Raw genomic sequence first — 22,557 nt, forward strand, 5'->3', positions numbered from 1 at the left:
CGCTCACCTCTGGCAGTTCGGGCACCAGTACAACTTGCGTGACGCCATCTCCTCGAGGACGATCGACGTTCCGCACACGCGGCAGGGCAGGCCCGCCCGGTGATACACCCAGTGCCGGTCGTCACGATGAGCCATCGCCCGGCGCCATGCCTCGGGATCGAGATCGTCCATCGTCATCATCTGCCCCGTCTCGACGCCGATCGCGAGGAGCCGTACCCAGTCGCGCCAGAGCTCTCGGACGGTCTCCTCCGGCACGTCGCGGCCCGGCGTGTGCGGGTTCAGGCGTGCGCGGAACAGCATCTCCGCGCGATAGACGTTGCCGATTCCGCTGACCACGCTCTGGTCCATGAGAAGCAGACCGATCGCCGTCGGCTTGCGGCGGACGGTCGCGGCGAATCGCTCCTCGCCCTCCGTCACGTCATCCACGAGCGGATCGGGCCCGAGCTTCGCGATCGTCGCCTGAACCTCTTCCGGTGTCTGCAGCTGACAGGCGGTCGGTCCGCGAAGGTCGGCACAGGTCACGTCGGTGAGCAGGCGCAGGCGCACCTGACCGACGACGGGCGGCGGCCATCCCCCGTCTTCGGCAGCACCGTCGTCACCGAGCCCCGTGGTCTGTTCGCTCATGCGGACTCGTCCGCGGGCTCGTCGCGGCGCACCGATCGAGCTGAGGGAGTTCTCTCCGGCGGCGTCGTAGATCGGCGCGATCTCGGTGCCGCGCTGATTCGTGTGTCCCATCCGCCCGTTCGCGGACGCGATCGTGGGGTCGACGACGATCTCGCCGGCGAAATCCCACGCGCCATACATCCCCAGGTGGACGCGCAACCAGACGTCGTCCTCGAACGCGAGGAACATCTGCTTGCCGACCGCCCGCGCCTCGATCGCCTCGCGACCGTCGAGCACCGCCGCGCCCTCGACGAACCGCCCTTGCGGGCTCGACGCGGCGACGACGCGGCCGACGACGTTGCGCTCGAACTGGCGGGCGATCCGGTGGACGGAATGGCCCTCGGGCATCAGCCCGCTTCCGGATCGAACGAGTCGGTTGCCGGCAGCGGCGACGTGGTGCCGCCGTCGACCGCGCGCGGATCGGGCAGCAGGCTGCCGTCGGCTTCGTAGGCGGCGAGCTGGGCGATACGTCGCGCGTGGCGCTCTTCCCCGCTGAAGGGCGTCGCGATGAAGCGGTCGATGAAGGTGACCGCCTCGTCGAACGTGTGCTGGCGCGCGCCGATGGCGATGACATTGGCGTCGTTGTGCTCCCGCGCGAGCTCGGCCGTCGGGATGTTCCAGACGAGTGCTGCGCGTGCACCATGCACCTTGTTCGCCGCCATCTGCTCGCCGTTGCCGGACCCGCCGAAGACGACGCCGAGCGCCTCGACGCCCGCCTGCTGATCCCGGACGACGGCCTCCGCCGCACGGATGCAGAACGCGGGGTAGTCGTCTACCGGGTCGTACTCGATCGGGCCGTGGTCGACGACATCGTGACCCGCTTCGGCGAGGTGGTGCTGGAGCTGAGTGGAGAACTCGAGACCGGCGTGGTCGGTCGCGATATGGATGCGCATGGCACCATCCTATGAACGTGCGAGCCCCGAAAGCGTAGGCTGGCACGGTTGCCGTCGGCGCCAGCAGCGCGCGGCCCCGAATCCTCACCCCGACCCTGGGAGCAGAACGCACGTGCCTGGAGAGAACCTCACCCGCATCGAGGCGCAGGAGCGCCGCGCGATCGTCGACACGCAGAGCTACGACATCGCCCTCGATCTGACCGTCGGCGCGGAGGTCTTCCGCTCGCGCACGGTCATCCGTTTCGCCGCCGCCGAGGGCGCTTCGACCTTCGTCGATCTGATCGCACGCGATGTCCGGGAGATCACCCTCAACGGCCGGGCGATCGACCCCTCGGCATTCAGCGATTCCCGCATCGCACTCGACGGTCTCGCGGCGCAGAACGAGCTCATCGTCGATGCGGACTGCCTCTACACGAACACCGGCGAGGGCCTGCACCGCTTCGTCGACCCCGTCGACGGCGAGGTCTACCTGTACTCGCAGTTCGAGGTTCCGGATTCGCGTCGTGTCTTCGCGGTGTTCGAGCAGCCCGACCTCAAGGCAGAGTTCCGCTTCACGATCACGGCCCCCGCCGAGTGGAAGGTCGTCTCCAACTCCCCCACACCCGAGCCCGTGCCCGGCGACGGCGGGACGGCCACGTGGGCCTTCGAGCCGACTCCCCGGATCTCCTCGTACATCACCGCCCTCGTCGCGGGCCCGTATGAGCAGGTCTTCTCCGAGCTCACGAGCGCCGACGGGCGCGTGATCTCCCTCGGCGTCTACGCGCGCAAGAGCCTGTGGCAGTACCTCGACGCCGACTACGTCTTCGAGAAGACACGTCAGGGCTTCGCCTACTTCGAGGAGAAGTTCGGCGTCCCCTACCCCTTCGCGAAGTACGACCAGCTCTTCGTGCCGGAGTTCAACGCCGGCGCCATGGAGAACGCGGGCGCCGTGACCTTCACCGAGACCTACGTCTTCCGTTCCAAGGTCACCGACGCGGTGAAGGAACGTCGGGTCGTGACCATCCTTCACGAGCTCGCCCACATGTGGTTCGGCGACCTCGTCACGATGAAGTGGTGGAACGACCTCTGGCTCAACGAGTCGTTCGCCGAATGGGCGTCGACGATCGCGACGGCCGAGGCGACCGAGTGGACCGAGGCCTGGACGACCTTCAATGCGATGGAGAAGACCTGGGCCTACCGCCAGGATCAGCTTCCGTCGACGCACCCGGTCGTCGCCCGCATCAACGACCTCGAGGATGTCCAGGTCAACTTCGACGGCATCACGTACGCCAAGGGCGGCTCGGTGCTCAAGCAGCTCGCCGCGTGGGTCGGCGTCGAAGCGTTCTTCGCCGGCGTCTCGGCGTACTTCCAGAAGCACGCGTGGGGCAACACGGAGCTCTCCGATCTTCTCGTCGAACTCGAGGCCACGAGCGGTCGCGAGCTCGAGACCTGGTCGAAGAAGTGGCTCGAGACGGCCGGCGTGAACACGCTCGAACCGGAGATCGTCACGGATGCCGACGGGACCATCACCCGCTTCGCCATCGTCCAGACGGCACCCGCCGACTACCCGACCATCCGTCCGCACCGCCTCGGCGTCGGCTTCTACTCCCTCCAGGGCGGCACGCTGGTGCGCACGCACCACGTCGAGCTCGACGTGGACGGCGATCTGACGGAGGTGCCGGAGCTGAAGGGTCGCGCGCAGCCCGACCTGGTCCTCCTGAACGACGAGGACCTCGCGTACGCCAAGATCCGCCTCGACGAGCGCTCGCTCCGTACGGCGGTTGAGCACCTCGCCAAGATCAGCGACCCGCTCGCGCGGTCCCTGGTGTGGGGCGCCGCGTGGGACCAGACCCGCGACGCCGAAGCATCAGCGACCGATTACATCGACCTGGTGCTCCGCAACATCGGCACCGAGACCGAGTCCACCACGGTGCGCACGACGCTCGGTCAGCTGCAGCTCGCAGCGAACTCCTACGTCGATCCGCAGACCCGGGATGCCGCGCGTGCCCGCGTCGCCGACGGGCTGTGGGAACTCGCTCAGCAGGCCGAGGCGGGCAGCGACAGCCAGCTGCAGTTCGTGACCGCCTTCGCGTCGGCCGCATCGACCGACGCCCACGCCGACGTCGTCCGCGCCCTGCGATCGGGCGACACCGTGCTCCCGGGGCTGGAGATCGACGCCGACCTCTCCTGGGCGCTCCTCGTCTCCCTCGCTGCGTCGGGCGCCGTCTCGGCGGGGGACATCGACGCCGCACTGGCGGCCGACAACACCGCGAAGGGCGGCGAATTCGCGGCGCAGGCCCGGGCGGCGCTCCCGACGGCCGACGCGAAGAAGACCGCGTGGGCATCGCTCATCGAGAACGACGATCTGCCCAACACCGTCGTACGTTCGGCGGCTGCCGGCTTCACCCACCCGACGGGCGTGGCGCACCTCGGCGCCTTCGTCGACGAGTACTTCCGGATGCTGCTGCCGATCTGGGAGTCGCGCACCTACCAGATCGCCCAGTACCTCATCGTCGGCCTCTACCCGGCTGCTCTCGCCAACGCCGAGCTGCGCGATGCGACCCGCGCGTGGCTCTCGGAGAACACCGAGGCTCCGGCTGCACTCCGCCGACTTGTCGCCGAGAACCTCGCGGGCGTCGAGCGGGCGCTCGCCGTGCAGGAGCGCGACGCGCAGGACTGACGTCATCCGCAATGCTGACGGGCGTCGTACTCCGGTACGACGCCCATCAGCATTCTCGGCACTCCCGGCGGACGACAGCGGGATGCGCCCGTCGATAGCGTGGGGCGCATGATCGTTGCAGAAGGCCTCACGAAGAGGTACGGAGACAAGACGGCCGTCGACGGGGTGAGCTTCACCGTGCAGTCGGGCAAGGTGACCGGCTTCCTGGGTCCCAACGGCGCCGGCAAATCCACCACGATGCGGATGATCGTCGGCCTCGACCGGCCGTCGTCCGGGCGCGTCACCATCGACGGCCGCGACTACCGCTCGCTGCGGTCACCGCTCACCGAGGTCGGCATCCTCCTCGACGCGAAGGCCGTCCACACCGGCCGCAGCGCGCGCAACCACCTGCGCGCGATGGCGGCGACCCACGGCATCCCCCGCTCCCGCGTCGATGAGGTGATCGAGATCACCGGCCTCGGCTCGGTAGCGGGCAAGCGCGCCGGCAAGTTCTCGCTCGGCATGGGGCAGCGCCTGGGCATCGCAGCCGCGCTCCTCGGTGATCCGCAGACCCTGATCCTCGATGAGCCGGTGAACGGTCTCGACCCCGAGGGCGTTCGCTGGGTCCGGCAGTTCGTCCGCGGTCAGGCGGCGCAAGGGCGGACGGTACTGCTCTCGAGCCACCTCATGAGCGAGATGGCCCTCACCGCCGACCACGTGATCGTGCTCGGCCGAGGCCGCGTGCTGGCTGATGCCGGCATCGACGATCTGGTCCGCTCGTGGACGAGCAACACTGTCGTCGTCCGCACCCCGCGGGCCGACGAACTCACCCGCCTCATCGCCGGCCCCGACGTCGCGGTGACGACGGGCGAGCCGGGACTCCTGCAGGTCGCCGGCCTGAGCGCGGCCGCGATCGGCGACACCGCAGCCGCGCACGGCATCCCGCTTCACGAGCTCACACCGCGCGTGGGATCGCTCGAAGACGCCTACCTCGCCCTCACCGAGGGGTCGGTCGAATACCAGACGAAGGGAGCGGTGCGATGACCGCCACCACCACCGTGCAGACCCCCGCGCCGGCGCGCGCCACGCCGTCGAACGCGCGACTGTCGTTCGGTCGCCTTGTCCGCAGCGAGACCATCAAGCTGCTCTCGTTGCGCTCCACCTGGTGGTCGCTGGGAGTCACGGCCGTCCTGGCTATCGGCATCTCGCTGCTCATGGCGTGGGCTTCGCAGGATTTCGGCGGCGACTTCAACCCGGTCGGTGCGATCGTCGCTCCGATGCAGTTCACGATGCTGGTGGCGGGCATCCTCGGTGCCATGGCGATCACCGGCGAATACTCGACCGGCATGATCCGATCGACCCTGACCGCCGAGCCACGACGCGGTGCCGTGCTCGTCGCGAAGGCGGTCGTGGTCGCACTGCTGCTCGCCGCCACGACGGTCGTCACCACGATCGTCTCGGTCGTCGCCTCCGCGCCGATCTTCGGCGACCGTGCCATCGACTGGACGGACGCGGAATCGTCGGTGCTCCCCCTCGTCCTCGGTGTTCTGGCGATGGCCACGTTCGCCCTGCTCGGACTCGGATGGGGCTTCATCATCCGCAACGGCGCAGGTGCCATCGCCGCGACCGTCGGCATCCTGTTCGTCATGCCGATCGTCCTGAGCCTGTTCGCCTTCGGTGGGGAATCGTGGGCGTGGATCGTCGACCTGGGCCAGTACCTGCCCGCGAGCGCAGCGCAGACGGTGACCTCGCCCGGTTCCGACGACTTCGTCACGGGCCTCATCACGCTGCTCGCGTGGCCGACCGCGACGCTGCTCGGCGGCTGGGCGATCCTCCGCGCGACCGACGCGTAGGGTACGAGGAGTGTCTCCCGGAAGCCGTGGCTCATCGTCGCCCGACGATGAGCTGCGGCTTCCGCGTCCGCCCGGATTCCTCCGGCGGTTCTGGGGGCGGCACCCGGTCTTCGCCGACATCCTCACCGCGCTCATCTGCCTGACCTTCTCGCTCGTCCCGGCGACGAGCTTCACCGATCGCATCGACGACGCGGTCGGTGTCGGCCGGCTCTGGGCCACCACGGCTCCTATCGTCATGGTCGTTGTCGTGCTCGGGTGCGCCTCGCTCCTCGTGCGCAGGCGCTACCCGACGCTCGTGTTCGTCGGGGCCGTGACGGTCGCGTTCGCGTATCTTCTTGCCCCCGCGCCGACCGGTGGGCCGATGCTCGGCATCGCGGCGTACACCCTCGCCGTCCATCGGAGTGCTCGGGCCTGCCTGATCGGAGTCACCGTCGCGTTCGGCGTTCTCGCCGCATCGGTGGCCGGCCTCGCGTTCACCGGAGTGATCGGCCCGATGATCGCCTGGAACGCGCTGGTCGGCGAGGGCCTGAGCGCGCTCATCGGGGCCCTCATCGGCACGAATGTCGGCAACCGACACCGTTACGTCGCCGCTCTCATCGACCGGTCGCGCCAGCTCGTCGTCGAACGCGATCAGCAGGCGCGCCTCGCCGCGGCCTCGGAACGCGACCGGATCGCCCGGGAGCTCCACGACATCGTCGCTCACTCGCTGACGGTGATGGTCGCCCTGGCCGAGGGCGTCGCCGCATCGAGCGACATCGATCGCGCCCGCCCCGGCGCCACCGCCATCGCATCGACGGGGCGCGAAGCCCTCAGCGACATGCGCGCGACCCTCGGCATCCTCCGCGAGGACGACGCCGCTCCGCTCGCCCCGCTGGCACGCGACACGACCGCGGACACGGTCGATTCCGCGCGCGCCGCCGGGTTCGACGCGACTCTGACCATCTCCGGCGACAGGCCGGAGCTCAGCAGCGCGGTGCAACTCGCGATCTCGCGCATCGTGCAGGAAGGCGTCACGAACGCGATGCGCCACGCACGCGGTGCCGAACGGATCGACGTGCGGGTGGGTTACCGTCCTCACGCAGTCGAGGTCGATATCGTCGACGACGGCGAGCCGGTCGCTTCCTCGACGACGTCGTCATCGGGGTACGGCCTGCGTGGGCTCCGAGAGCGCGTGGTCCTGGCGGGCGGAGCGGTGACCGCGGGACCGGGATCGGGCCGTGGGTGGCGCGTGCACGCCGTCATCCCCCTCGAACAGGAGAATAATGACCGCTGATCCCGCTTCGCCGATCCGCGTGCTGATCGTCGACGACCAGCAGCTCATCCGCCTCGGCTTCCGGATGGTGCTCGACGCCGCTGACGGCATCGAAGTCGTCGGCGAGGCAGCCGATGGCGCGGCCGCCCTCCGCGCCGTCTCCGAGTCGTCGCCCGACGTCGTATTGATGGATGTGCGCATGCCGGTGGTCGACGGCATCCAAGCCACCGCTCGCATCCGGGGCGAGCATCCGACCGTCGCCGTGCTGGTGCTCACGACGTTCGACCTCGACGAGTATGCGTTCGGGGCGCTCCGCGCCGGCGCCGGCGGCTTTCTCCTGAAGGATGCGCGACGCGATGAGCTCGTCGCTGCCGTCCGCGCCGTCGCCGCAGGCGAGGCGACGCTCGCTCCGCGGATCACCCGTCGCATGATCGAGCTCGTGACCGCGACCGGGTTGCCCGCTCCGCAGCCCGTCACCCCGGCCGTTCTGACGGCGCGGGAGGCGGATGTGCTGGCTGCCATGGCGCGAGGACTGACGAATTTGGAGATCGCCGGTGAGCTCTTCCTCAGCGAGTCCACGGTCAAGACGCACGTCGGCCGCATCCTGACGAAGCTGCCCGCGCGAGATCGCGTGCACGCCGTGCTGATCGCGCACGGGCTCGCCGAGCCCGGCCTCGATGCCTGATGGCTCTCTCGGAAATGTCGTGGTGCCGCTCGGTAAAATCGGATCGATGACCACCGTGACCACCGCCGTCCCGCTCGCCTGGGAGTTCCCCGCCGAGGAGTTCTGGAAGTTCCTCACCGACGCGGGATGGAACATCGTCGCGGTCGCGGGCATCATCCTCGGCGCCTTCGCGCTCTCCTGGTTGATGCGCCGCCTGATCGCCCGCATCGTCGACCGCATCGTGCGCGGTGCGAAGACGCGGGCCGAGGCCGAGGACACGCGAGCGATCGACATGTCGCCGCTCGCACAGGTGCGTATCGTCCAGCGGACCCGCACACTCGGGTCGATCCTGACCAACATCGTCAACGTGACGATCGTCATCGTTGCCCTGCTGATGATCGTGGGCGTTCTCAGCCCCGACATCCTCGGGTCGTTCACCCTGCTGTCGGCCGCGATCGGCGCCGGTCTCGGTTTCGGTGCTCAGAACATCGTCAAAGACGTCCTGAACGGGATGTTCATCGTGGCCGAGGACCAGATCGGCATCGGCGACGTCGTCGACCTCGGACTCGCCACGGGCATCGTCGAGTACGTCAGCGTCCGTGTCACGCATGTCCGAGACGTCAACGGGACGCTGTGGTTCGTTCGCAACGGTGAGATCACTCGCATCGGGAACATGTCGCAGGGCTGGTCGCGCGTGATCATCGATCTCGGCGTGCCGACCGACGCCGACGTCGATGTCGTCGAGAAGACCGTGATCGACGCCGCGAAGGATCTCGCGCGCGAACCGAAGTGGCGCAGCCGCATCATCGAGAAGCCCGAACTGTGGGGGCTCGAATCGATCAGCGGCGACGCGTTGGTGATCCGTCTCGTCGTCAAGACGCGGCCCAACGCCAAGGACGATGTCGCGCGAGCCCTCCGCGCGCGACTCAAGGATGCCGTGGACGAGCTCGGCGTCGCGCTCCCCCAGCTCAACTCCACCGTCCTCACCGGTTTCGAGGGTGCCCAGAGCATCCGAGGCGCGAACCCGCCGCGGACCAAGCCCCAGCCGGTGGCGCCGCCGCAGGTGAAGGCGCGCCCCCAGTGGCGGCCGAAGCGCAGCAAGGGGGCCTCGGCGTCGACGCAATCGCCCGACGCCCAGGAGGCGCCCGCCGGTGACGGCGACGCAACGGATCAGCAGAAGGACACCCCGTGAGCGACCAGGTCAGCTTCTACGACGAGGTCGGCGGTCACGAGACCTTCGTCCGCCTCGTCGATGTCTTCTACCGAGAGGTCGCCGCCGACGAGGTGCTGCGGCCGATGTATCCCGAGGCCGACCTGGGGCCGGCGGCGCACCGGCTCACGATGTTCCTCGAGCAGTACTGGGGTGGCCCGACCACCTACGGCGAGGAGCGCGGTCATCCTCGGCTGCGAATGCGCCACCGCCCGTTCCACGTAGATCCTGACGCTCGCGACCGGTGGCTGCGCCACATGCGCACGGCACTCGACGAGCTCGCGCTGCCCCCGCTCCATGACGCGACCCTGTGGGACTACCTCGAGCGCGCTGCGTACGCCATGGTCAACACGTTCGAGCCGGGCGGCATCGGTCCACAGGGCTCGGCACGGCGGCCGATGCTGGGCGTGCACCCCGCATCCGCCGCCGACGCCCCGGCGTCGGACTGAATCAGCGCGGCGTTCCCGTGGCGCGAACGGGAGTGAGACCCATCGCGACCGGCCCCCGTGTCAGGACGTGGCCCCGTGCGAACGACACCCGCGTCCAGACGTCGGTACGGCGGATGGTCGGGTGCTCGGCGCCCGCGATGAACCCCAGGCCGACCGCGGCGAACGCGACTCCCAGAGGAAGGCCGCCCAGATCCTCGTCGGGTGTTCCCCAGATCGACGAGCGGACGAGGTGGACGACGTCATCGCCGGCGCCGGCGGGGAGTTGACGAGCGACCGCCGCGATCCCCCACTGCGCCCGGAGCGACACCTGAGCGGAGTCGAGGCTGCCGGCCTCGCGCCATCCGGAGCGCGGAGGCGACACGCCGGCCCAGGAAGCAGCGACCCCGCTGTCGGGAAGTCGCACGGCACGGTCGTCATCGCCATCGGGTGCGAGCGCAGCCGCGTCGATCGTCAGGTCGCATTCCAGCTCGGGATCGACGCGAGCCGTCCGGAGCGCAAGCACGAACGGAGTCGCGTCGGTCAGTGAACGCGGTGCCAGGGGCGCGCACGAGAGCGCCAGGACGCCGGCACGAGCGCGCAGCCGAAGGATGCCGTCGCCGTGGCGGGCTGCACGGCCCGCGAATGTCAGGACGTCTTGGGCCACCTCGGGCTGCGGGAACAGGAGGCGCTCGGACATCCGTCCTAGACTACCGACCGATGCCCGCACACAGCTCAGAGCCCATGCCCGACAGCCTCACGGAAGAGACGGATCCCGTCGCCGCGATGCTCAGCGTGCTCGATCTCTCCTCCAGCGAGGCGCGGACCACGGAGGACATCTTCACCGGCAGGTCGCAGGTGATGCCCCAGGGTCGGGTCTTCGGCGGCCAGGTGCTCGCACAGGCGACGATGGCGGCGATGCGGACGGTGCCGCGCGAACGCGTGCCGCACTCGATGCACGGCTACTTCCTGCGCCCCGGCGACTCGTCGAGGAACATCACGTTCTCCGTCGATCGCATCCACGACGGTCGGTCGTTCTCGACACGGCGAACCCAGGCTTTCCAGAACGGGATGCCGATCTTCTCGATGATCGCTTCGTTCGAGGATGAGGATCCCGGCGTCGAGCACGCGGAGCCCATGCCCGACGGTCTGCCGCAGCCCGAAGACCTCCCCGCTCTGGAGGAACAGCTGAGCGGTATGCACCCGCTCAGCCGGCGGATCTTCTCCGCCAGCCCCATCGAGTTGCGCCACGTCACGGCGCCGATCTACCTGCAGCCCGACAACGACGCGACGCCTCGGCAGGCGGTGTGGGCTCGCACCCGCTCTGCCCTGCCCGACGACCCCGCGGTGCACCGGGCAGCCCTCGCGTTCCTCAGCGACCTCACGATCCAGGAGCCCGTGCTGCGAGCGCATGGGCTGGCGTGGGCGACGCCCGGCCTCAAGGTGGCGAGCCTCGACCACGCCATGTGGTGGCACCGCTTCGCGCGGGTTGATGACTGGCTGCTTTACGTACAGGAATCACCCAGCGCACGCGGCGGGCGCGGGCTGTCGACCGGGCGGATCTACGATCGGGCGGGCACACTCGTCGCCAGCGTCGCCCAGGAGATCATGGTCCGCGTTCCCGCGACCACGGATGCTGGTGACCCTAACGCCGATGAGCGTAGGTGATCGGCTCCCCGAGGATGGGCGCCCATGCGCGGCGCATCTCATCCGTCAGGCGGACGGGCCGGCCGGTCTCGGTCGACACGATCACCACGACGGCAGTCGAGCGGGCGTAACAGGTCTGCGGGTCGTCCTCATGGGGGCTGTAGACCTCGTAGCAGACGTCGATGCTCGAACCGCCGATACGGCCGATCCAGAGCTGAACGTCGAGCGGGCGCTGGCCGTACGGCACCGGAGCGAGGTACTCGATCTCCTGCCGCGCGATCAGCGTCATCGTCTCCGCCGACAGGCTCAGCGCGTCGAGGATGGCCGTGGTCGGGCCCGACATCCCTGCCTCGGGCTTCCAGAAGGCGCGCAGGCGCGCTTCTTCCAGCAGCTTGAGCATCGAGGTGTTGTTGACGTGCCCCAGAGCGTCGAGGTCGCCCCAGCGGAGATGGATGGGGATACGGACACGGGTGGCCCCGGCAGTTGTCACCACCGAGGCCACCGTGTGCGGCGTGTGCTCAGTCACGCGTGAGCTTGCGGTAGGTCGACTTGGCGGGGTTCGCGGCATCCGCGCCCAACCGCTCGATCTTGTTCGCCTCGTAAGCCTCGAAGTTGCCCTCGAACCAGTACCACTGCGCCGGGTTCTCCTCGGTGCCCTCGTACGCGAGGATGTGCGTCGCGATGCGGTCGAGGAACCACCGGTCGTGGGTGATGACGACCGCGCAGCCGGGGAACTCCAGCAGCGCGTTCTCGAGCGAGCTGAGGGTCTCGACGTCGAGGTCGTTGGTCGGCTCGTCGAGGAGCAGGAGGTTGCCGCCCTCCTTCAGGGTGAGGGCGAGGTTCAGACGGTTCCGCTCACCACCGGAGAGCACGCCCGCCTTCTTCTGCTGGTCAGGTCCCTTGAATCCGAACTTCGACACGTAGGCCCGCGAGGGGATCTCGGTCTTGCCCACCGTGATGATGTCCAGTCCGTCGGAGACGACCTCCCAGAGGGTCTTCTCCGGATCGATGTTGCCGCGTGACTGGTCGACGTAGCTGATCTTGACGGTCTCGCCGATCTTCAGCTCTCCGCCGTCGAGCGGTTCGAGACCCACGATGGTCTTGAACAGCGTGGTCTTTCCGACGCCGTTGGGGCCGATGACACCGACGATGCCGTTGGGCGGGAGGTTGAAGCTCAGGCCGTCGATCAGCACGCGATCGCCGAACGCCTTGTGAAGCTTCTTCGCGTCGATGACGACGCTGCCCAGACGCGGGCCCGCGGGGATCTGGATCTCTTCGAAGTCGAGCTTGCGCGTGCGCTCGGCCTCTGCCGCCATCTCCTCGTAGCGGGCCAGACGGGCCTTCGACTTCGTCTGACGCCCCTTGGCAGAGCTCCGCACCCACTCGAGCTCGTCCTTCAGACGCTTGGCGAGCTTCGCGTCCTTCTTGCCCTGGATGTCGAGGCGCTCGGCCTTCTTCTGGAGGTACGTCGAATAGTTGCCCTCGTAGCCGATCAGGCGACCACGGTCGACCTCGGCGATCCACTCGGCGACATTGTCGAGGAAGTACCGGTCGTGGGTGATGGCGATGACAGCACCCTTGTAAGCCTGAAGGTGCTGCTCGAGCCAGAGCACGCTCTCGGCGTCGAGGTGGTTCGTGGGCTCGTCGAGGAGGAGCAGGTCGGGCTTCTGCAGGAGCAGACGCGCGAGGGCCACGCGGCGGCGCTCCCCACCCGACAGCGGCGCCACCGAGGCGTCGGCCGGCGGCGTGCGAAGTGCTTCCATCGCCTGATGCAGCTGAGAGTCGAGGTCCCACCCGTCGGCCGCGTCGATCTCTTCCTGCAGCGTGCCCATCTCGGCCAGGAGCGAGTCGAAGTCGGCGTCGGGGTCGGCCATGAGCGCGGAGATCTCATTGAAGCGGTCGAGCTTCGGCTTGATCGCGACCCCGGCCTCGATGTTCTCGAGCACGGTCTTCGTGTCGTCGAGCTCCGGCTCCTGCATCAGGATGCCCACCGAGAAGCCCGGCGCGAGCCTCGCCTCACCGTTGGACGGCTGATCGAGCCCCGCCATGATCTTCAGGATCGTCGACTTACCGGCACCGTTGGGGCCGACCATTCCGATCTTGGCACCGGGAAGGAATGCCATCGTGACGTCGTCGAGGATGAGCTTCTCGCCGACGGCCTTGCGGGCGCGGACCATGGAGTAGATGTATTCGGCCATAACGTCTCGAGTCTAGTCCGGGAGGGCGCCGCGTTCGCCCGCCCGGACCCCGCGATTCACCAGTCGATGGGGCGCGTCTGGCCGATCAGGCAGCCACCGCTCGGCAGTTCGGGCAACACCGTCGCCGTGGGGGCGGGAGTCGATGGACCCACCTGTCCGACCAGGCACTCCCCCGCCCACAGGACCGAGAACTGCAAGCTGTCGACCGGGTCGTCGACGGAGGTGCGGTCGGCCGTCACCTGCATCGTCGACTTGTCGAAACCGGCTGCCACGAGCGCATCGATGTACGCCCGCCCCGCGACGCTGTCGGGCGACGCCGCCACCTGGTTCATCACCTCGGAGAACAGCGGCAGGTTGTCAGTCGCGGTGCTCTCGGGCGACAGGGGCGCCGGACCTTCCGTGGTGGTCGGTGCCGCCGTGGGCGCTGTGGATGTCGCCGGGGGCTCCTCGGGGAAGAGCATCGAGCACCCGGCGAGCGATGCGGCGAGGACGAGAGCGCTGGCCGTTCCCACGAGCGAGCGAGTGAACCGGGGACGAGGCGAGCGCATGTCTGAATTCTAGGCGGCCCCGGTCTCCGACTCGCGGCGTCAGAACGGCGTCGGCTCGACGGGGTCCCTCTCGGGCACCGCAGCGACGGCCCACTCGCCGTCGGTGGTCACGGGGTGGGCCGCGTTCTCGCCGGCGGCCTCGGTGCCATCGGCCGCCCCGCCGGGACGTGCGGGACCGGCCGCATCCGTGCGGGGGTTCCGTTGGAACGACGCAGTCCCCCACTTGAGGTCGGGACCGATCGCGTCGGCGTCGATCTCGATCTCGATGCCGCGTTTCTCGCCGGCTTCCCACTCCTTCAGCCGCAGCCGCCCGTCGACGATGACCCGCTGCCCCTTCCGCAGGGACGCGAACGCATTCTCTCCGAGCCCACGGAACACGCTGATCCGGTACCAGTTGGTGGTGCCGTCGATCCACTCGCCGGACTGGGCGTCCCGGTAGCGCTGGCTGCTCGCGAGACGGAAGCTCGTGACCGGGATGCCGGTACCCGTCCGTCGCTGCTCGGGCTCGGTGGCGATGTTGCCGATGACGGTGATGCGATCTGACATGTCTGCTCCTCAGCAGGGCACGGAAGGTGGGACGCTCCGACACCCGAGTGCCCGTCGGGTGCCGGAGCGCTTCCAGCCTCGGCCCCGGCGCCGGAACACCGAGGGCGGTTCCGCACATCGGTGCAGAACCGCCCTCGAATCGCGCTGGGGAGGAGTCAGCTGCGGGCGTACTCCGCGAAGCGCGCGCGCACCTTGTTCACCTTGGGAACGGCCACCGCGAGGCAGTATCCCTGCCCCGGGTTCTTCGCGAAGAAGTCCTGGTGGTAGTCCTCGGCCGGGTAGAACGTGTCGGCGGGTTCCATCGTCGTCACGACCCCGCCACCCCACATCTCGTCGGCGCGGTCGCGGGCCGCCGCGAAGAGCTCGCGCTGGTCTTCGTCGAGCGGGAACATGGCCGAGCGGTACTGAGTGCCGACATCGGCACCCTGGCGATTGAGCTGACGCGGGTCGTGCATCGTGAAGAACGCATCGAGGATGACGTCGGCCGGGATGACATCGGGGTCGAACGTCACCGACACCGCCTCGGCATGACCGGTCGTGCCCGTGCACACCGCCTCGTAGCTCGGGTGCGGAATGTGCCCGCCGATGTAACCCGACACGACCTCGGACACACCGTCGAGCGCACGATAAGCGGCATCGAGGCACCAGAAGCAGCCGCCGGCGAGGATGAAGGTGGTGGTCATGGAAAGCTCCGTTCTCCCGCTTGCGCGAGGTCTCACCCTAACCAACCACGGGCGCCGGCCGCGTGTTCCCGCGGATGTCCGAGGCCCGTTCTAGCCTCGTTCGCGAGGAGGAGATCATGACGTTGGTGCAGGCCCACACCCGCCAGGCCCGGGAACAGCGGCCGGGCGGCGAGCTCATCGCTATCGGGACCGACCGCTGGCGAGTCGTCGAGGGCGATGGACACATCCGGGGCCTCGTCGAGCGCGTCCAGACGCCCACCGGAGACCGCTTCCGCGCGCTCCGGTTCCACCCGCCGTCACGTTCCTTCCGGGCGATCGGCGAATTCTGGCGCATCAATGAGGCGTCCGACACCCTCCGGCTCTCTCGCTGACCTTCGCCCGCTCTGCCCGGCTCGCACAGCTCAGACCAGGGCGTCGAGAGGCGTGGGGCCGGCCGTCCGAGCTCCGCTCGCCACGCGCGGCCACACCGAGGCCAGGACTTCGACGGCGCGCTCCAGTTCTGCAGGCGACGCGGTGAACGGAATCCGCAGACGGTTCTCGTGCCCGCCGTCGACCGCGAAGCGCTGTCCGCCGCTGAGATACACGTGCTCGGCACGGGCACCCAGAACGAGCGGCCCGCTGAGCGGCGCCGGAAGACCGACCCAGAGCGCCACGCCACCGCAGACCTCGGGGACGTCCCAGTCCGGCAGCCTGTCGCGCAGCGCGGCTCGGACCGCGCGGTATCCCGTGGCGAGCAACTCGGCGCGTTGCGGCAGGATCTCCGGCATCCGCGGAATCAGCCTCGCCGCCACCTCCTGCTCGAACTCGGGCGTGCCGAGGTCGCGCGCCGGCCGCGCCGCATGCAGCCGCCGGATGACCTCCGGCTGGGCGCGAACCCATCCGACGCGCAGGCCGCCCCACACCGTCTTGCCGAGCGAACCGATCCGCACGACGTCGTCGTCCGGAAGGGCTGCGGGTGCCGGTGCGTCGAACGACAGTTCGGCCGTCGTCTCGTCGACGACGAGCGTGCACCCCCGCTGTGCCACCTCGCGCAGTGCATTCTGCTCCGTCGCCGTCATGGAGCGGCCGGTCGGGTTCTGCAGCGTGGGCATCAGGTAGGCGAGCGTCGGTCGCGTCCGTCGCGCGGCTTCGTCCAGGCGGTCGAGGTCCCAGCCGTGAGCGGTCGTCACGGGTACGGCTACGAGCCGCGCTCCCGCGGCCCGGAGAGCCTCCGCCGCATGCGGATAGGTCGGCGTCTCGACGAGCACGCGATCGCCCCGCGCCACGAGCACCTCGGCGATGAGGTGGATGGCGCTCTGCGCGCCCGCGGTCACGAGGATCTGATCGCGCGACGTCGGGATGCCACGCGCGGTGTAGCGTTCGGCGATGGCGTCGCGCAGGCCGGTCGACCCGAGGGTGTCGTATCCGGTCCGCGAGACCAGTCGGGCCGCATCCGACGCCATCTCCGCCATCACGCCGGCCAAGCCCGGCCAGGCGCTCGGGCTCGCCTGCTGCAGGTCGATCGACCCCGGTGCGGCGAACACCGTCCCACCCCCGCGCACCGGCTGAGCAGTGGTGACGCTGCCCGAGCCCCGCACACTCTCGATGTGCCCGCTCGCGCGCAGGCTCGCATAGGCGCTCGCCACCGTCGTGCGGCTCAGCCCCAGCGTCTGCGCCAGGGCGCGCTCGGCGGGGAGCAGGGTGCGCGCCGCGATGCGGTTGTCCAGACACAGCAGTCGGATGCCGTCCGCGAGCGCTTCATAGGCCGGCTCGCGTGTGCGCCATCCTCCGAGCGCCACTTCCAGCGACCTGGCGGAGATCCGGGAGTGCATACGGCCACGATACGGTAATTGGCATCTTTCGCTACGGCCAATCCTGCAGTGCAATAGACGAGTGATACTCCGCTTCTCGCAGCTCATCGTCGGCCTCATCCTGTTCGGAGCGGGGTGCGCGGTGATGGTCGACGCGGGAATCGGTCTCGACCCCTGGACCGTCCTGGCCGAAGGAATCAGCAAGAACACCGGTATCGGGATCGGCTGGGTCGTCAGCATCACCGGGTTCCTGGTCCTGTTCCTGTGGATCCCACTCCGTCAGAAGCCCGGTGTCGGCACCGTCGCGAACATCCTCGTGGTCGGCGCCGCGATGCAGTTCACCCTCCCGCTCGTGAGCACGCCCGATCACTGGATCGCGCGGGTGGCGATGTTCATCGCGGGCACGGCGCTCGTCGGTGTCGCCTCGGGCATCTACATCGGGGCGCGACTGGGTCCGGGCCCCCGCGACGGCCTGATGACCGGGATCCATCAGCGGTGGGGCTGGCCCATCTGGGCGGGGCGGCTCGGGGTCGAGGCGACGGTGCTCGTCACGGGCTGGCTCCTGGGCGGCACGGTGGGCCTGGGCACGGTGCTCTTCGCCGTGCTCATCGGGCCCATGGTGCACGTGAGCCTGCCGGTCTTCGACAGCCGGGCACGCCGCCGACGTGACACAAGACCAGCCGCGGCGGTGGGCGGCCTCAGTGCTCCCGGAACGTAGGCCAGTCCGCTCCCGGCGCCATGTGCGCGTGCAGCGCGTTCTTGGCGATCTCCATCGTGGGGTACGCGCCGAGCTCGGCGTCCGCACCCGCCATCGTCACGATGTATTCATCGCCGCGGTGGCGGATCATTCCCGCGACTCCCCCGGCGCCGTACGCCACCCACAGTGCGGTCGATCGTGTCTGCGCGTTCATCATCGAACCCCTTCCGACACCCGCAGGGTACGCCCCCGAGCGCCCCGGAACCAGTGTTCCGCGGCATCCGGCCCGAAACCGGCGTCTCCGCGCGATAGCGTAGATGCATCCGCCTCCGTAGCTCAGTGGATAGAGCAGCGGCCTTCTAATCCGTTGGTCACAGGTTCGAATCCTGTCGGGGGCACTCCAGGAGCCGGTCACGCCTGACGCGTGAATCTCCGCGCGGTGTCCGCCAGCAGCGGTCGAGCCATGAGCGCGAGCAGACCCGCGAACGCCCACAGCAGGAGCAGCACGACGGTCTCGCTCACCACGATCACGAGAAACACCGTGACGATCAGCAGGGACAGCACGCCCAGCGAGAAACGCCATTGGGAAGCGAGCTGCGCCGCCGCGACACGCGCTGCATCGCGCGCACGACAGTGGAACCCGGCCGTCAGGACCACCATGTGCCCGGCCCAGACGAGGATCAGCAGCCCGAGGACGCTGTAGAGCGGGCGCAGCGTCGCCCCGCCGTCGACGCCGTCGAGGTGGACGAGATTGAAGGCGAGCAGAGCGAGAGCCACCGCCGCCGGGGCCGCCCAGCGGAGGGTCGGCACGAGCTCGCGGCGATACGCACGGAAGAAGTGCTGACCCGGCGACAGGTCGGTACGCGGAACCATCGCTGCGGCCACGCCCGCCACGAGGGCGGGGGCGACGGGCAGCAGTGCGAGGACGAAGAGGGGGACGTTCGACGGGTCGCGGTCCAGCAGCAGCACCGCCACGACGGAGGGCAGCGACGCGAGCAGCAGCTGCGCCTCCAGGACCATCTGCCGGTAGATGAACGCGGCACCGCGTGAGAGGGGGCCGCGGCCGACCTCATCTGCCGGGTCGCCGCGACGAATCGTGGTGGTTTCCGCATCCATTTCTTCGGCCCCTTCGCTCGACGAGACGAGGCGGCCGGCCCCGGTCAGAAGGCCGGCCGCTCTCGGTCATCCCTGATTCTGCGTGCGCTCGAGCGCCGTGTTGAACGTGTCGATGAGCTGGCGCGACCCCAAGCCCTCGAGCTCGGCCACGTAAGCGTCCCAGTCGTCCTCGATGGAGCGCTGGCCCGTGATGAACGACGCGGTCGCCGCGTGGACGGCATCCGTCAGCTGCGTCTGCAGCAGAGAGGTCTGCTCGAGCTCGATCTCGTTGAGCAACGGCGCCGGGGCGGTGGGCAGCTGTTCCTTCTTCTCGAGCTGCTCAGCGGTCCACTCGGCGATCTCGTCGGTCATCATCGAGAGCACCAGCTCCTGAGAAGAGCCGTTCGCGAGGAGGAAGACCCCGTTGCTGTAGCCGTAGTCGGCGTTGAGCAGCTGTGGGGCGCCGGCGTTGATCGAGCTCCACGCGATGTCGTCCATCAGCTTGCGACTACCGTCGGCCTCGCGGGTGAACGTCTCGCCCTCGACGCCCCACTGCGCGAACTCGAGGCCTTCGTCGGAGTAGTACAGCCAGTCGACGAATTGCAGCAGAGCCTTGAAGTACGGCTTCTCGGCCGCATCGCTCGAGATGAGGATGCCCGAGGTGAAGCGACCACTCGGAAGCTTGTCGCCCGCCGGCCCGCCCGGGAGCGAGATCAGGCGGATCGGGACGTCGCCCTGCCCCGAGTCCGCGAACTTCTGCCGGTATTCCGCGATCGTCTGGGTGTTCCCGGAGATCGCGGCAGACTTGCCCGAGATGAACTTCTGCACAGCCTGGTCATCGCTCTGGGTGATCTCCGGGTCCAGGACGCCCGCCTCGACGAGAGCAGCAGCATCGGACACGACCTGCTTGTATCCGTCCGATGCTCCCGTGAACACGTACTCGCCGGCATCCTGGTCGTACCACGTGTTCGCGTAGCCCCAGCCCGCGGCCGTGGGGTAGTTCGGCGCCATGATGCTGAGCAGGGAGCCGAGCGGTGTCGCATCCGTCCAGCGATCCGACATCGCGTAGTCCAGCTCGGGATTCGCCTGCTTCACCCTCTCGAGCTGCTCGAGGTACTCGTCCCAGGTCGCCGGATCCTCGGTGATGCCGGCCTTCTTCCACAGATCCTCGCGGATGGCCACCGAGTACTGGACATCGGGCACCTCGCGCAGGCCGGGAAGGTGGTAGATCTTCCCGTCCTCCTGGCGACGATTCCGGAGATCGTCCTCGAGGTCCCAATCGGCGATCTTCTGCTGGAAGTTCGGCATGTAGTCGAAGTAGTCCGAGACCGGCAGAATCGCACCGCCCGAGACGAACTGCGTCTCGGATCCGGCGTACGTCGACGAGATGATGTCGGTGGCCTCGCCGCTGCCGATGAGAAGAGACTTCTTCTGATCGAAATCGGCCATCGGGATGTCCGTACGGGAGAACGTGACGTTGTGGTCCTTCTCGAGATGCTCGAAGAACGACCAGTCGTCCTTCACCGGGTAGTTGGGGTGGTCCCGATACATGATCGAGAACTGGACCGGCTCGGTCGCGGCGAAGGAGACCCCGGCCTCGAAGTCCTCCATTGCGCCGACGGACTGGGCCTCTCCGATCGTGGCACCGCCGTCGCCGGCGGCATCCTCGGTCGCGGGCCCGGAGCAGGCGGACAGCGCGACCGCGACCGCAGCCAGGCCCGCGGCACCGGCGAGGGTGTGGCGAGTGATTCTCATGGTGTTTCTCCTCTGTGTGAACGTCGTCGTTCGACGTAGGGGATTCAGCCCTTAACCGACCCGAGCATCACGCCCGAGACGAAGTAGCGCTGGATGAAGGGGTACAGGCAGATGATGGGGAGCACGGTGAGCAGCATCGTGACGGCCTGGATGTTCGAAGCGACCTGAGCGGACTCGCCGCCGATCGCTTCCTGGACCCCCGTCGCCGCCGCGATGAGGTTCCGCAGGTAGACGGTCACCGGGAACAGTGACTTGTCGTCCAGGAACAGGAAGGCGTTGAACCACGAGTTCCAGATGCTCACGGCGTAGAACAGCGTCATCGTCGCGAGCACGGCCTTCGACAGCGGCAGCACGATCCGGAAGAAGATGCCGTAGGTCGTGAGCCCGTCGATCGCTGCGGCTTCTTCGAGTTCCTCCGGGAAGTTCTCGAAGAAGGACTTCATGACGAGCAGATTGAAGACGCTCAGCGCTCCGGGTACCACGACGGCCCAGATGCTGTTGCGCCAGCCGAGGTAGTTGGCGATGAGGATGTAGTTGGGGATGAGCCCGCCGCCGAAGAACATCGTGAACACCGCGATGCCGACGAAAAAGGTCCGTCCCTTCAGATACGGCTTGCTGAGCGCGTAGGCGTACGTCGTGGTGATCGCCATCGCGATGACGGTTCCGACGATCGTGTACAGGAACGTGTTCCCGTAGTTCGTCCAGAACGTGCCGTCGTTCATGACAACGCGGAACGTGTCGATATTGAATCCGCGCGGGATGAGGTTCACTTCGCCGGCGGCGATGTACCCCTCCGACGAGAACGCCTTGGCGACGAGGTTGATGAACGGATAGAGAGTCACGACGCAGACGAGCACGAGGGCGACGGCGTTCACCACACGGAAGGTGCGGTAACCCGCTGACTCCTTGATGATGCCGGTCTCCCGGCGCACGCGGGCACTGTCTGGCTTCGGGGGAAGGGCTTCGGTCACCACAGCGAGGTACCAACCAATCGACGGGAGAGGGCGTTAGCGCCGAGGACGAGCACGAGGCCGATGACGGCCTCGAACAGACCGATGGCCGTTCCGTACGAGAACTGGGCCGACTGGATGCCGACGCGGTAGAGATACGTAGAGATGACGTCCGCCGTCGAGTAGATGAGTGGATTCTGCAACAGCAGGACCTTCTCGAACCCAACGGCCATGAAGGAGCCGATGTTCAGGATGAGGAGCACCATCATCGTCGGGCGGATCCCCGGCAGCGTGATGTGCCAGGTCTGCTGCCAGCGATTGGCCCCGTCGATGCGGGCGGCCTCGTAGAGCTGATCGTCGATGGTGGTGAGCGCGGCGAGGTACAGAATCGTTCCCCAGCCGACCGTCTGCCACACCTCGGACGACACGTAGATGGAACGGAACCACTCGGGGCGCTGCATGAACGGCACGGGGTCGCCCCCCATCGCCTCGACGACCTGGTTGACCGTCCCGTTCAGAGCGGTCAGCTGCAGTACGAGACCGGCGACGATGACGACCGACATGAAGTGCGGAAGGTACGAGATCGTCTGCACGATGCGCTTGAAGCGACGCGAGCGCAGCTCGTTGAGCATGAGCGCCAGGATGATCGGCAGCGGGAACGTGATCAGAAGAGTGAGGCCTCCGAGCACCACCGTGTTCCAGAACACCGTCCAGAACTGCTGGTTCGAGATGAACGCCTCGAAGTAGTAGAAGCCCACCCACTCGTCGCCGAAGATCGACCCACCCGGGCGAAACCGCCGGAAGGCGATGACGTTCCCGAGCATCGGGATGTACCGGAACACGAGCAGGAAGACGACCGGCACGAGAAGGAAGGTGTACAGCCGCCAGTCGCGGACGAGGGCGCGGCGCCAGGTCTGCTTGGCTCGCGGGGTGCGATCACGGCGGAACAGTCGCCGCTTCGCGGGCGCCGTGGTGATCGCGCGCGTGGCGGTGCCCGGCCGCGGGCCCTCCCCGAGCCGAACCGGCGCGTGAACGGATTGCGTCATTCGG

Annotated in this window: 24 protein-coding genes and 1 tRNA gene; 11 read left to right on the top strand and 14 right to left on the bottom strand. The window is 68.3% G+C overall.

What is annotated here, in order from left to right; all coding sequences use genetic code 11:
- Positions 1–3 precede the first annotated feature (3 nt).
- Together O1W71_RS01710 and O1W71_RS01715 are read right to left on the bottom strand one after the other, a co-directional pair.
- Positions 4–1,011 (bottom strand): Fpg/Nei family DNA glycosylase, encoded by a 1,008-nt coding sequence (locus O1W71_RS01710; protein ID WP_114589455.1) that lies wholly within the window; start codon positions 1,009–1,011, stop codon positions 4–6.
- On the bottom strand, positions 1,011–1,556 hold the full coding sequence (locus O1W71_RS01715) for a ribose-5-phosphate isomerase (protein ID WP_112614660.1): 546 nt from the start codon (positions 1,554–1,556) through the stop codon (positions 1,011–1,013). The genes O1W71_RS01710 and O1W71_RS01715 overlap by 1 nt, the downstream gene beginning before the upstream one ends.
- 112 nt (positions 1,557–1,668) lie before the next feature.
- Here O1W71_RS01715 and pepN point away from each other — a divergent pair, with 112 nt between their 5' ends.
- The 7 genes from pepN (at position 1,669) to O1W71_RS01750 (ending at position 9,622) form a co-directional block, all read left to right on the top strand.
- The gene (gene pepN / locus O1W71_RS01720; RefSeq protein WP_269266257.1) at positions 1,669–4,215 is read left to right on the top strand and encodes an aminopeptidase N; all 2,547 of its coding nucleotides are present in this window, start codon (positions 1,669–1,671) and stop codon (positions 4,213–4,215) included.
- Between the two features lie 108 nt (positions 4,216–4,323).
- Complete coding sequence (locus O1W71_RS01725; RefSeq protein WP_112614656.1) at positions 4,324–5,238, top strand: ABC transporter ATP-binding protein; 915 nt, start codon at positions 4,324–4,326, stop codon at positions 5,236–5,238.
- Positions 5,235–6,047: an ABC transporter permease subunit gene (locus tag O1W71_RS01730; protein ID WP_269266258.1), complete on the top strand. Its 813-nt coding sequence runs from the start codon at positions 5,235–5,237 to the stop codon at positions 6,045–6,047. The genes O1W71_RS01725 and O1W71_RS01730 overlap by 4 nt, the downstream gene beginning before the upstream one ends.
- A gap of 10 nt (positions 6,048–6,057) precedes the next feature.
- On the top strand, positions 6,058–7,320 hold the full coding sequence (locus O1W71_RS01735; RefSeq protein ID WP_269266259.1) for a sensor histidine kinase: 1,263 nt from the start codon (positions 6,058–6,060) through the stop codon (positions 7,318–7,320).
- The gene (locus O1W71_RS01740) at positions 7,310–7,984 is read left to right on the top strand and encodes a response regulator transcription factor (protein ID WP_269266260.1); all 675 of its coding nucleotides are present in this window, start codon (positions 7,310–7,312) and stop codon (positions 7,982–7,984) included. The genes O1W71_RS01735 and O1W71_RS01740 overlap by 11 nt, the downstream gene beginning before the upstream one ends.
- A 46-nt stretch (positions 7,985–8,030) precedes the next feature.
- Positions 8,031–9,155, top strand: coding sequence for a mechanosensitive ion channel family protein (locus tag O1W71_RS01745; RefSeq protein ID WP_269266261.1), 1,125 nt, complete (start codon positions 8,031–8,033; stop codon positions 9,153–9,155).
- Positions 9,152–9,622: a globin gene (locus tag O1W71_RS01750; RefSeq protein WP_269266262.1), complete on the top strand. Its 471-nt coding sequence runs from the start codon at positions 9,152–9,154 to the stop codon at positions 9,620–9,622. The genes O1W71_RS01745 and O1W71_RS01750 overlap by 4 nt, the downstream gene beginning before the upstream one ends.
- A gap of 1 nt (position 9,623) precedes the next feature.
- Here the strand turns inward: O1W71_RS01750 and O1W71_RS01755 are convergent, their stop codons facing one another.
- Positions 9,624–10,298 (bottom strand): hypothetical protein, encoded by a 675-nt coding sequence (locus O1W71_RS01755; protein ID WP_269266263.1) that lies wholly within the window; start codon positions 10,296–10,298, stop codon positions 9,624–9,626.
- Positions 10,299–10,342: 44 nt separating this feature from the next.
- Between O1W71_RS01755 and O1W71_RS01760 the strand changes: the two genes are divergently transcribed.
- Positions 10,343–11,266 (top strand): acyl-CoA thioesterase, encoded by a 924-nt coding sequence (locus O1W71_RS01760; protein WP_269266766.1) that lies wholly within the window; start codon positions 10,343–10,345, stop codon positions 11,264–11,266.
- Here the strand turns inward: O1W71_RS01760 and O1W71_RS01765 are convergent.
- The 5 genes from O1W71_RS01765 to msrA all read right to left on the bottom strand — a co-directional run bounded on the left by O1W71_RS01765 (position 11,244) and on the right by msrA (position 15,220).
- The gene (locus O1W71_RS01765; RefSeq protein WP_269266264.1) at positions 11,244–11,771 is read right to left on the bottom strand and encodes an acyl-CoA thioesterase; all 528 of its coding nucleotides are present in this window, start codon (positions 11,769–11,771) and stop codon (positions 11,244–11,246) included. The two genes, O1W71_RS01760 and O1W71_RS01765, sit on opposite strands and share 23 nt — an antisense overlap.
- The gene (gene ettA / locus O1W71_RS01770; protein ID WP_269266265.1) at positions 11,764–13,443 is read right to left on the bottom strand and encodes an energy-dependent translational throttle protein EttA; all 1,680 of its coding nucleotides are present in this window, start codon (positions 13,441–13,443) and stop codon (positions 11,764–11,766) included. Before ettA ends, O1W71_RS01765 begins: the two co-directional genes overlap by 8 nt.
- A gap of 56 nt (positions 13,444–13,499) precedes the next feature.
- Complete coding sequence (locus O1W71_RS01775; protein WP_269266266.1) at positions 13,500–13,991, bottom strand: DUF6993 domain-containing protein; 492 nt, start codon at positions 13,989–13,991, stop codon at positions 13,500–13,502.
- A gap of 39 nt (positions 13,992–14,030) precedes the next feature.
- On the bottom strand, positions 14,031–14,537 hold the full coding sequence (gene ssb, locus O1W71_RS01780) for a single-stranded DNA-binding protein (RefSeq protein WP_114589448.1): 507 nt from the start codon (positions 14,535–14,537) through the stop codon (positions 14,031–14,033).
- Positions 14,538–14,692: 155 nt separating this feature from the next.
- On the bottom strand, positions 14,693–15,220 hold the full coding sequence (msrA, locus tag O1W71_RS01785) for a peptide-methionine (S)-S-oxide reductase MsrA (RefSeq protein WP_269266267.1): 528 nt from the start codon (positions 15,218–15,220) through the stop codon (positions 14,693–14,695).
- A 116-nt stretch (positions 15,221–15,336) separates the two neighbouring features.
- Here msrA and O1W71_RS01790 point away from each other — a divergent pair, with 116 nt between their 5' ends.
- Positions 15,337–15,591 (top strand): hypothetical protein, encoded by a 255-nt coding sequence (locus O1W71_RS01790; RefSeq protein WP_269266268.1) that lies wholly within the window; start codon positions 15,337–15,339, stop codon positions 15,589–15,591.
- 30 nt (positions 15,592–15,621) lie between these two features.
- Here the strand turns inward: O1W71_RS01790 and yczR are convergent, their stop codons facing one another.
- Positions 15,622–17,031 (bottom strand): MocR-like transcription factor YczR, encoded by a 1,410-nt coding sequence (yczR, locus tag O1W71_RS01795; protein ID WP_269266269.1) that lies wholly within the window; start codon positions 17,029–17,031, stop codon positions 15,622–15,624.
- 61 nt (positions 17,032–17,092) lie between these two features.
- Between yczR and yczE the strand changes: the two genes are divergently transcribed.
- The gene (gene yczE / locus O1W71_RS01800; protein ID WP_269266270.1) at positions 17,093–17,728 is read left to right on the top strand and encodes a membrane protein YczE; all 636 of its coding nucleotides are present in this window, start codon (positions 17,093–17,095) and stop codon (positions 17,726–17,728) included.
- On the opposite strand, the gene O1W71_RS01805 is transcribed toward yczE, so the two are convergent.
- Positions 17,709–17,921 carry a methyltransferase gene (locus O1W71_RS01805; protein ID WP_146752001.1) on the bottom strand — a complete coding sequence of 71 codons (213 nt, stop codon included), beginning with the start codon at positions 17,919–17,921 and terminating at the stop codon, positions 17,709–17,711. The two genes, yczE and O1W71_RS01805, sit on opposite strands and share 20 nt — an antisense overlap.
- A 111-nt stretch (positions 17,922–18,032) precedes the next feature.
- Here O1W71_RS01805 and O1W71_RS01810 point away from each other — a divergent pair.
- Positions 18,033–18,105: transfer RNA gene (locus O1W71_RS01810), tRNA-Arg, on the top strand.
- A 13-nt stretch (positions 18,106–18,118) separates the two neighbouring features.
- Here O1W71_RS01810 and O1W71_RS01815 read toward each other — a convergent pair.
- The 4 genes from O1W71_RS01815 to O1W71_RS01830 form a co-directional block, all read right to left on the bottom strand.
- Positions 18,119–18,823: a hypothetical protein gene (locus O1W71_RS01815; protein WP_269266271.1), complete on the bottom strand. Its 705-nt coding sequence runs from the start codon at positions 18,821–18,823 to the stop codon at positions 18,119–18,121.
- A gap of 66 nt (positions 18,824–18,889) precedes the next feature.
- Positions 18,890–20,557, bottom strand: coding sequence for an ABC transporter substrate-binding protein (locus O1W71_RS01820; protein WP_269266273.1), 1,668 nt, complete (start codon positions 20,555–20,557; stop codon positions 18,890–18,892).
- A gap of 44 nt (positions 20,558–20,601) precedes the next feature.
- On the bottom strand, positions 20,602–21,489 hold the full coding sequence (locus O1W71_RS01825; protein WP_269266274.1) for a carbohydrate ABC transporter permease: 888 nt from the start codon (positions 21,487–21,489) through the stop codon (positions 20,602–20,604).
- Between the two features lie 35 nt (positions 21,490–21,524).
- Complete coding sequence (locus O1W71_RS01830) at positions 21,525–22,553, bottom strand: ABC transporter permease (RefSeq protein ID WP_114589445.1); 1,029 nt, start codon at positions 22,551–22,553, stop codon at positions 21,525–21,527.
- Between the last annotated feature and the right edge of the window lie 4 nt (positions 22,554–22,557).

It is taken from the genome of Microbacterium sp. H37-C3 (assembly GCF_027157935.1).
In the GTDB taxonomy this organism is placed as follows: domain Bacteria; phylum Actinomycetota; class Actinomycetes; order Actinomycetales; family Microbacteriaceae; genus Microbacterium; species Microbacterium plantarum.

What these genes read in the sequence shown, in the direction of transcription:
- O1W71_RS01755 (WP_269266263.1), bottom strand. Translation starts at nt 10,298, where the DNA reads ATGTCCGAGCGCCTCCTGTTCCCGCAGCCCGAGGTGGCCCAAGACGTC.
- O1W71_RS01805 (WP_146752001.1), bottom strand. Translation starts at nt 17,921, where the DNA reads ATGAACGCGCAGACACGATCGACCGCACTGTGGGTGGCGTACGGCGCC.
- O1W71_RS01725 (WP_112614656.1), top strand. Translation starts at nt 4,324, where the DNA reads ATGATCGTTGCAGAAGGCCTCACGAAGAGGTACGGAGACAAGACGGCC.
- O1W71_RS01775 (WP_269266266.1), bottom strand. Translation starts at nt 13,991, where the DNA reads ATGCGCTCGCCTCGTCCCCGGTTCACTCGCTCGCTCGTGGGAACGGCC.
- O1W71_RS01745 (WP_269266261.1), top strand. Translation starts at nt 8,031, where the DNA reads ATGACCACCGTGACCACCGCCGTCCCGCTCGCCTGGGAGTTCCCCGCC.
- yczR (WP_269266269.1), bottom strand. Translation starts at nt 17,031, where the DNA reads ATGCACTCCCGGATCTCCGCCAGGTCGCTGGAAGTGGCGCTCGGAGGA.
- ettA (WP_269266265.1), bottom strand. Translation starts at nt 13,443, where the DNA reads ATGGCCGAATACATCTACTCCATGGTCCGCGCCCGCAAGGCCGTCGGC.
- msrA (WP_269266267.1), bottom strand. Translation starts at nt 15,220, where the DNA reads ATGACCACCACCTTCATCCTCGCCGGCGGCTGCTTCTGGTGCCTCGAT.
- O1W71_RS01760 (WP_269266766.1), top strand. Translation starts at nt 10,343, where the DNA reads ATGCCCGACAGCCTCACGGAAGAGACGGATCCCGTCGCCGCGATGCTC.
- O1W71_RS01715 (WP_112614660.1), bottom strand. Translation starts at nt 1,556, where the DNA reads ATGCGCATCCATATCGCGACCGACCACGCCGGTCTCGAGTTCTCCACT.
- O1W71_RS01790 (WP_269266268.1), top strand. Translation starts at nt 15,337, where the DNA reads ATGACGTTGGTGCAGGCCCACACCCGCCAGGCCCGGGAACAGCGGCCG.
- O1W71_RS01815 (WP_269266271.1), bottom strand. Translation starts at nt 18,823, where the DNA reads ATGGATGCGGAAACCACCACGATTCGTCGCGGCGACCCGGCAGATGAG.
- O1W71_RS01730 (WP_269266258.1), top strand. Translation starts at nt 5,235, where the DNA reads ATGACCGCCACCACCACCGTGCAGACCCCCGCGCCGGCGCGCGCCACG.
- O1W71_RS01740 (WP_269266260.1), top strand. Translation starts at nt 7,310, where the DNA reads ATGACCGCTGATCCCGCTTCGCCGATCCGCGTGCTGATCGTCGACGAC.
- O1W71_RS01830 (WP_114589445.1), bottom strand. Translation starts at nt 22,553, where the DNA reads ATGACGCAATCCGTTCACGCGCCGGTTCGGCTCGGGGAGGGCCCGCGG.
- ssb (WP_114589448.1), bottom strand. Translation starts at nt 14,537, where the DNA reads ATGTCAGATCGCATCACCGTCATCGGCAACATCGCCACCGAGCCCGAG.
- O1W71_RS01710 (WP_114589455.1), bottom strand. Translation starts at nt 1,011, where the DNA reads ATGCCCGAGGGCCATTCCGTCCACCGGATCGCCCGCCAGTTCGAGCGC.
- O1W71_RS01820 (WP_269266273.1), bottom strand. Translation starts at nt 20,557, where the DNA reads ATGAGAATCACTCGCCACACCCTCGCCGGTGCCGCGGGCCTGGCTGCG.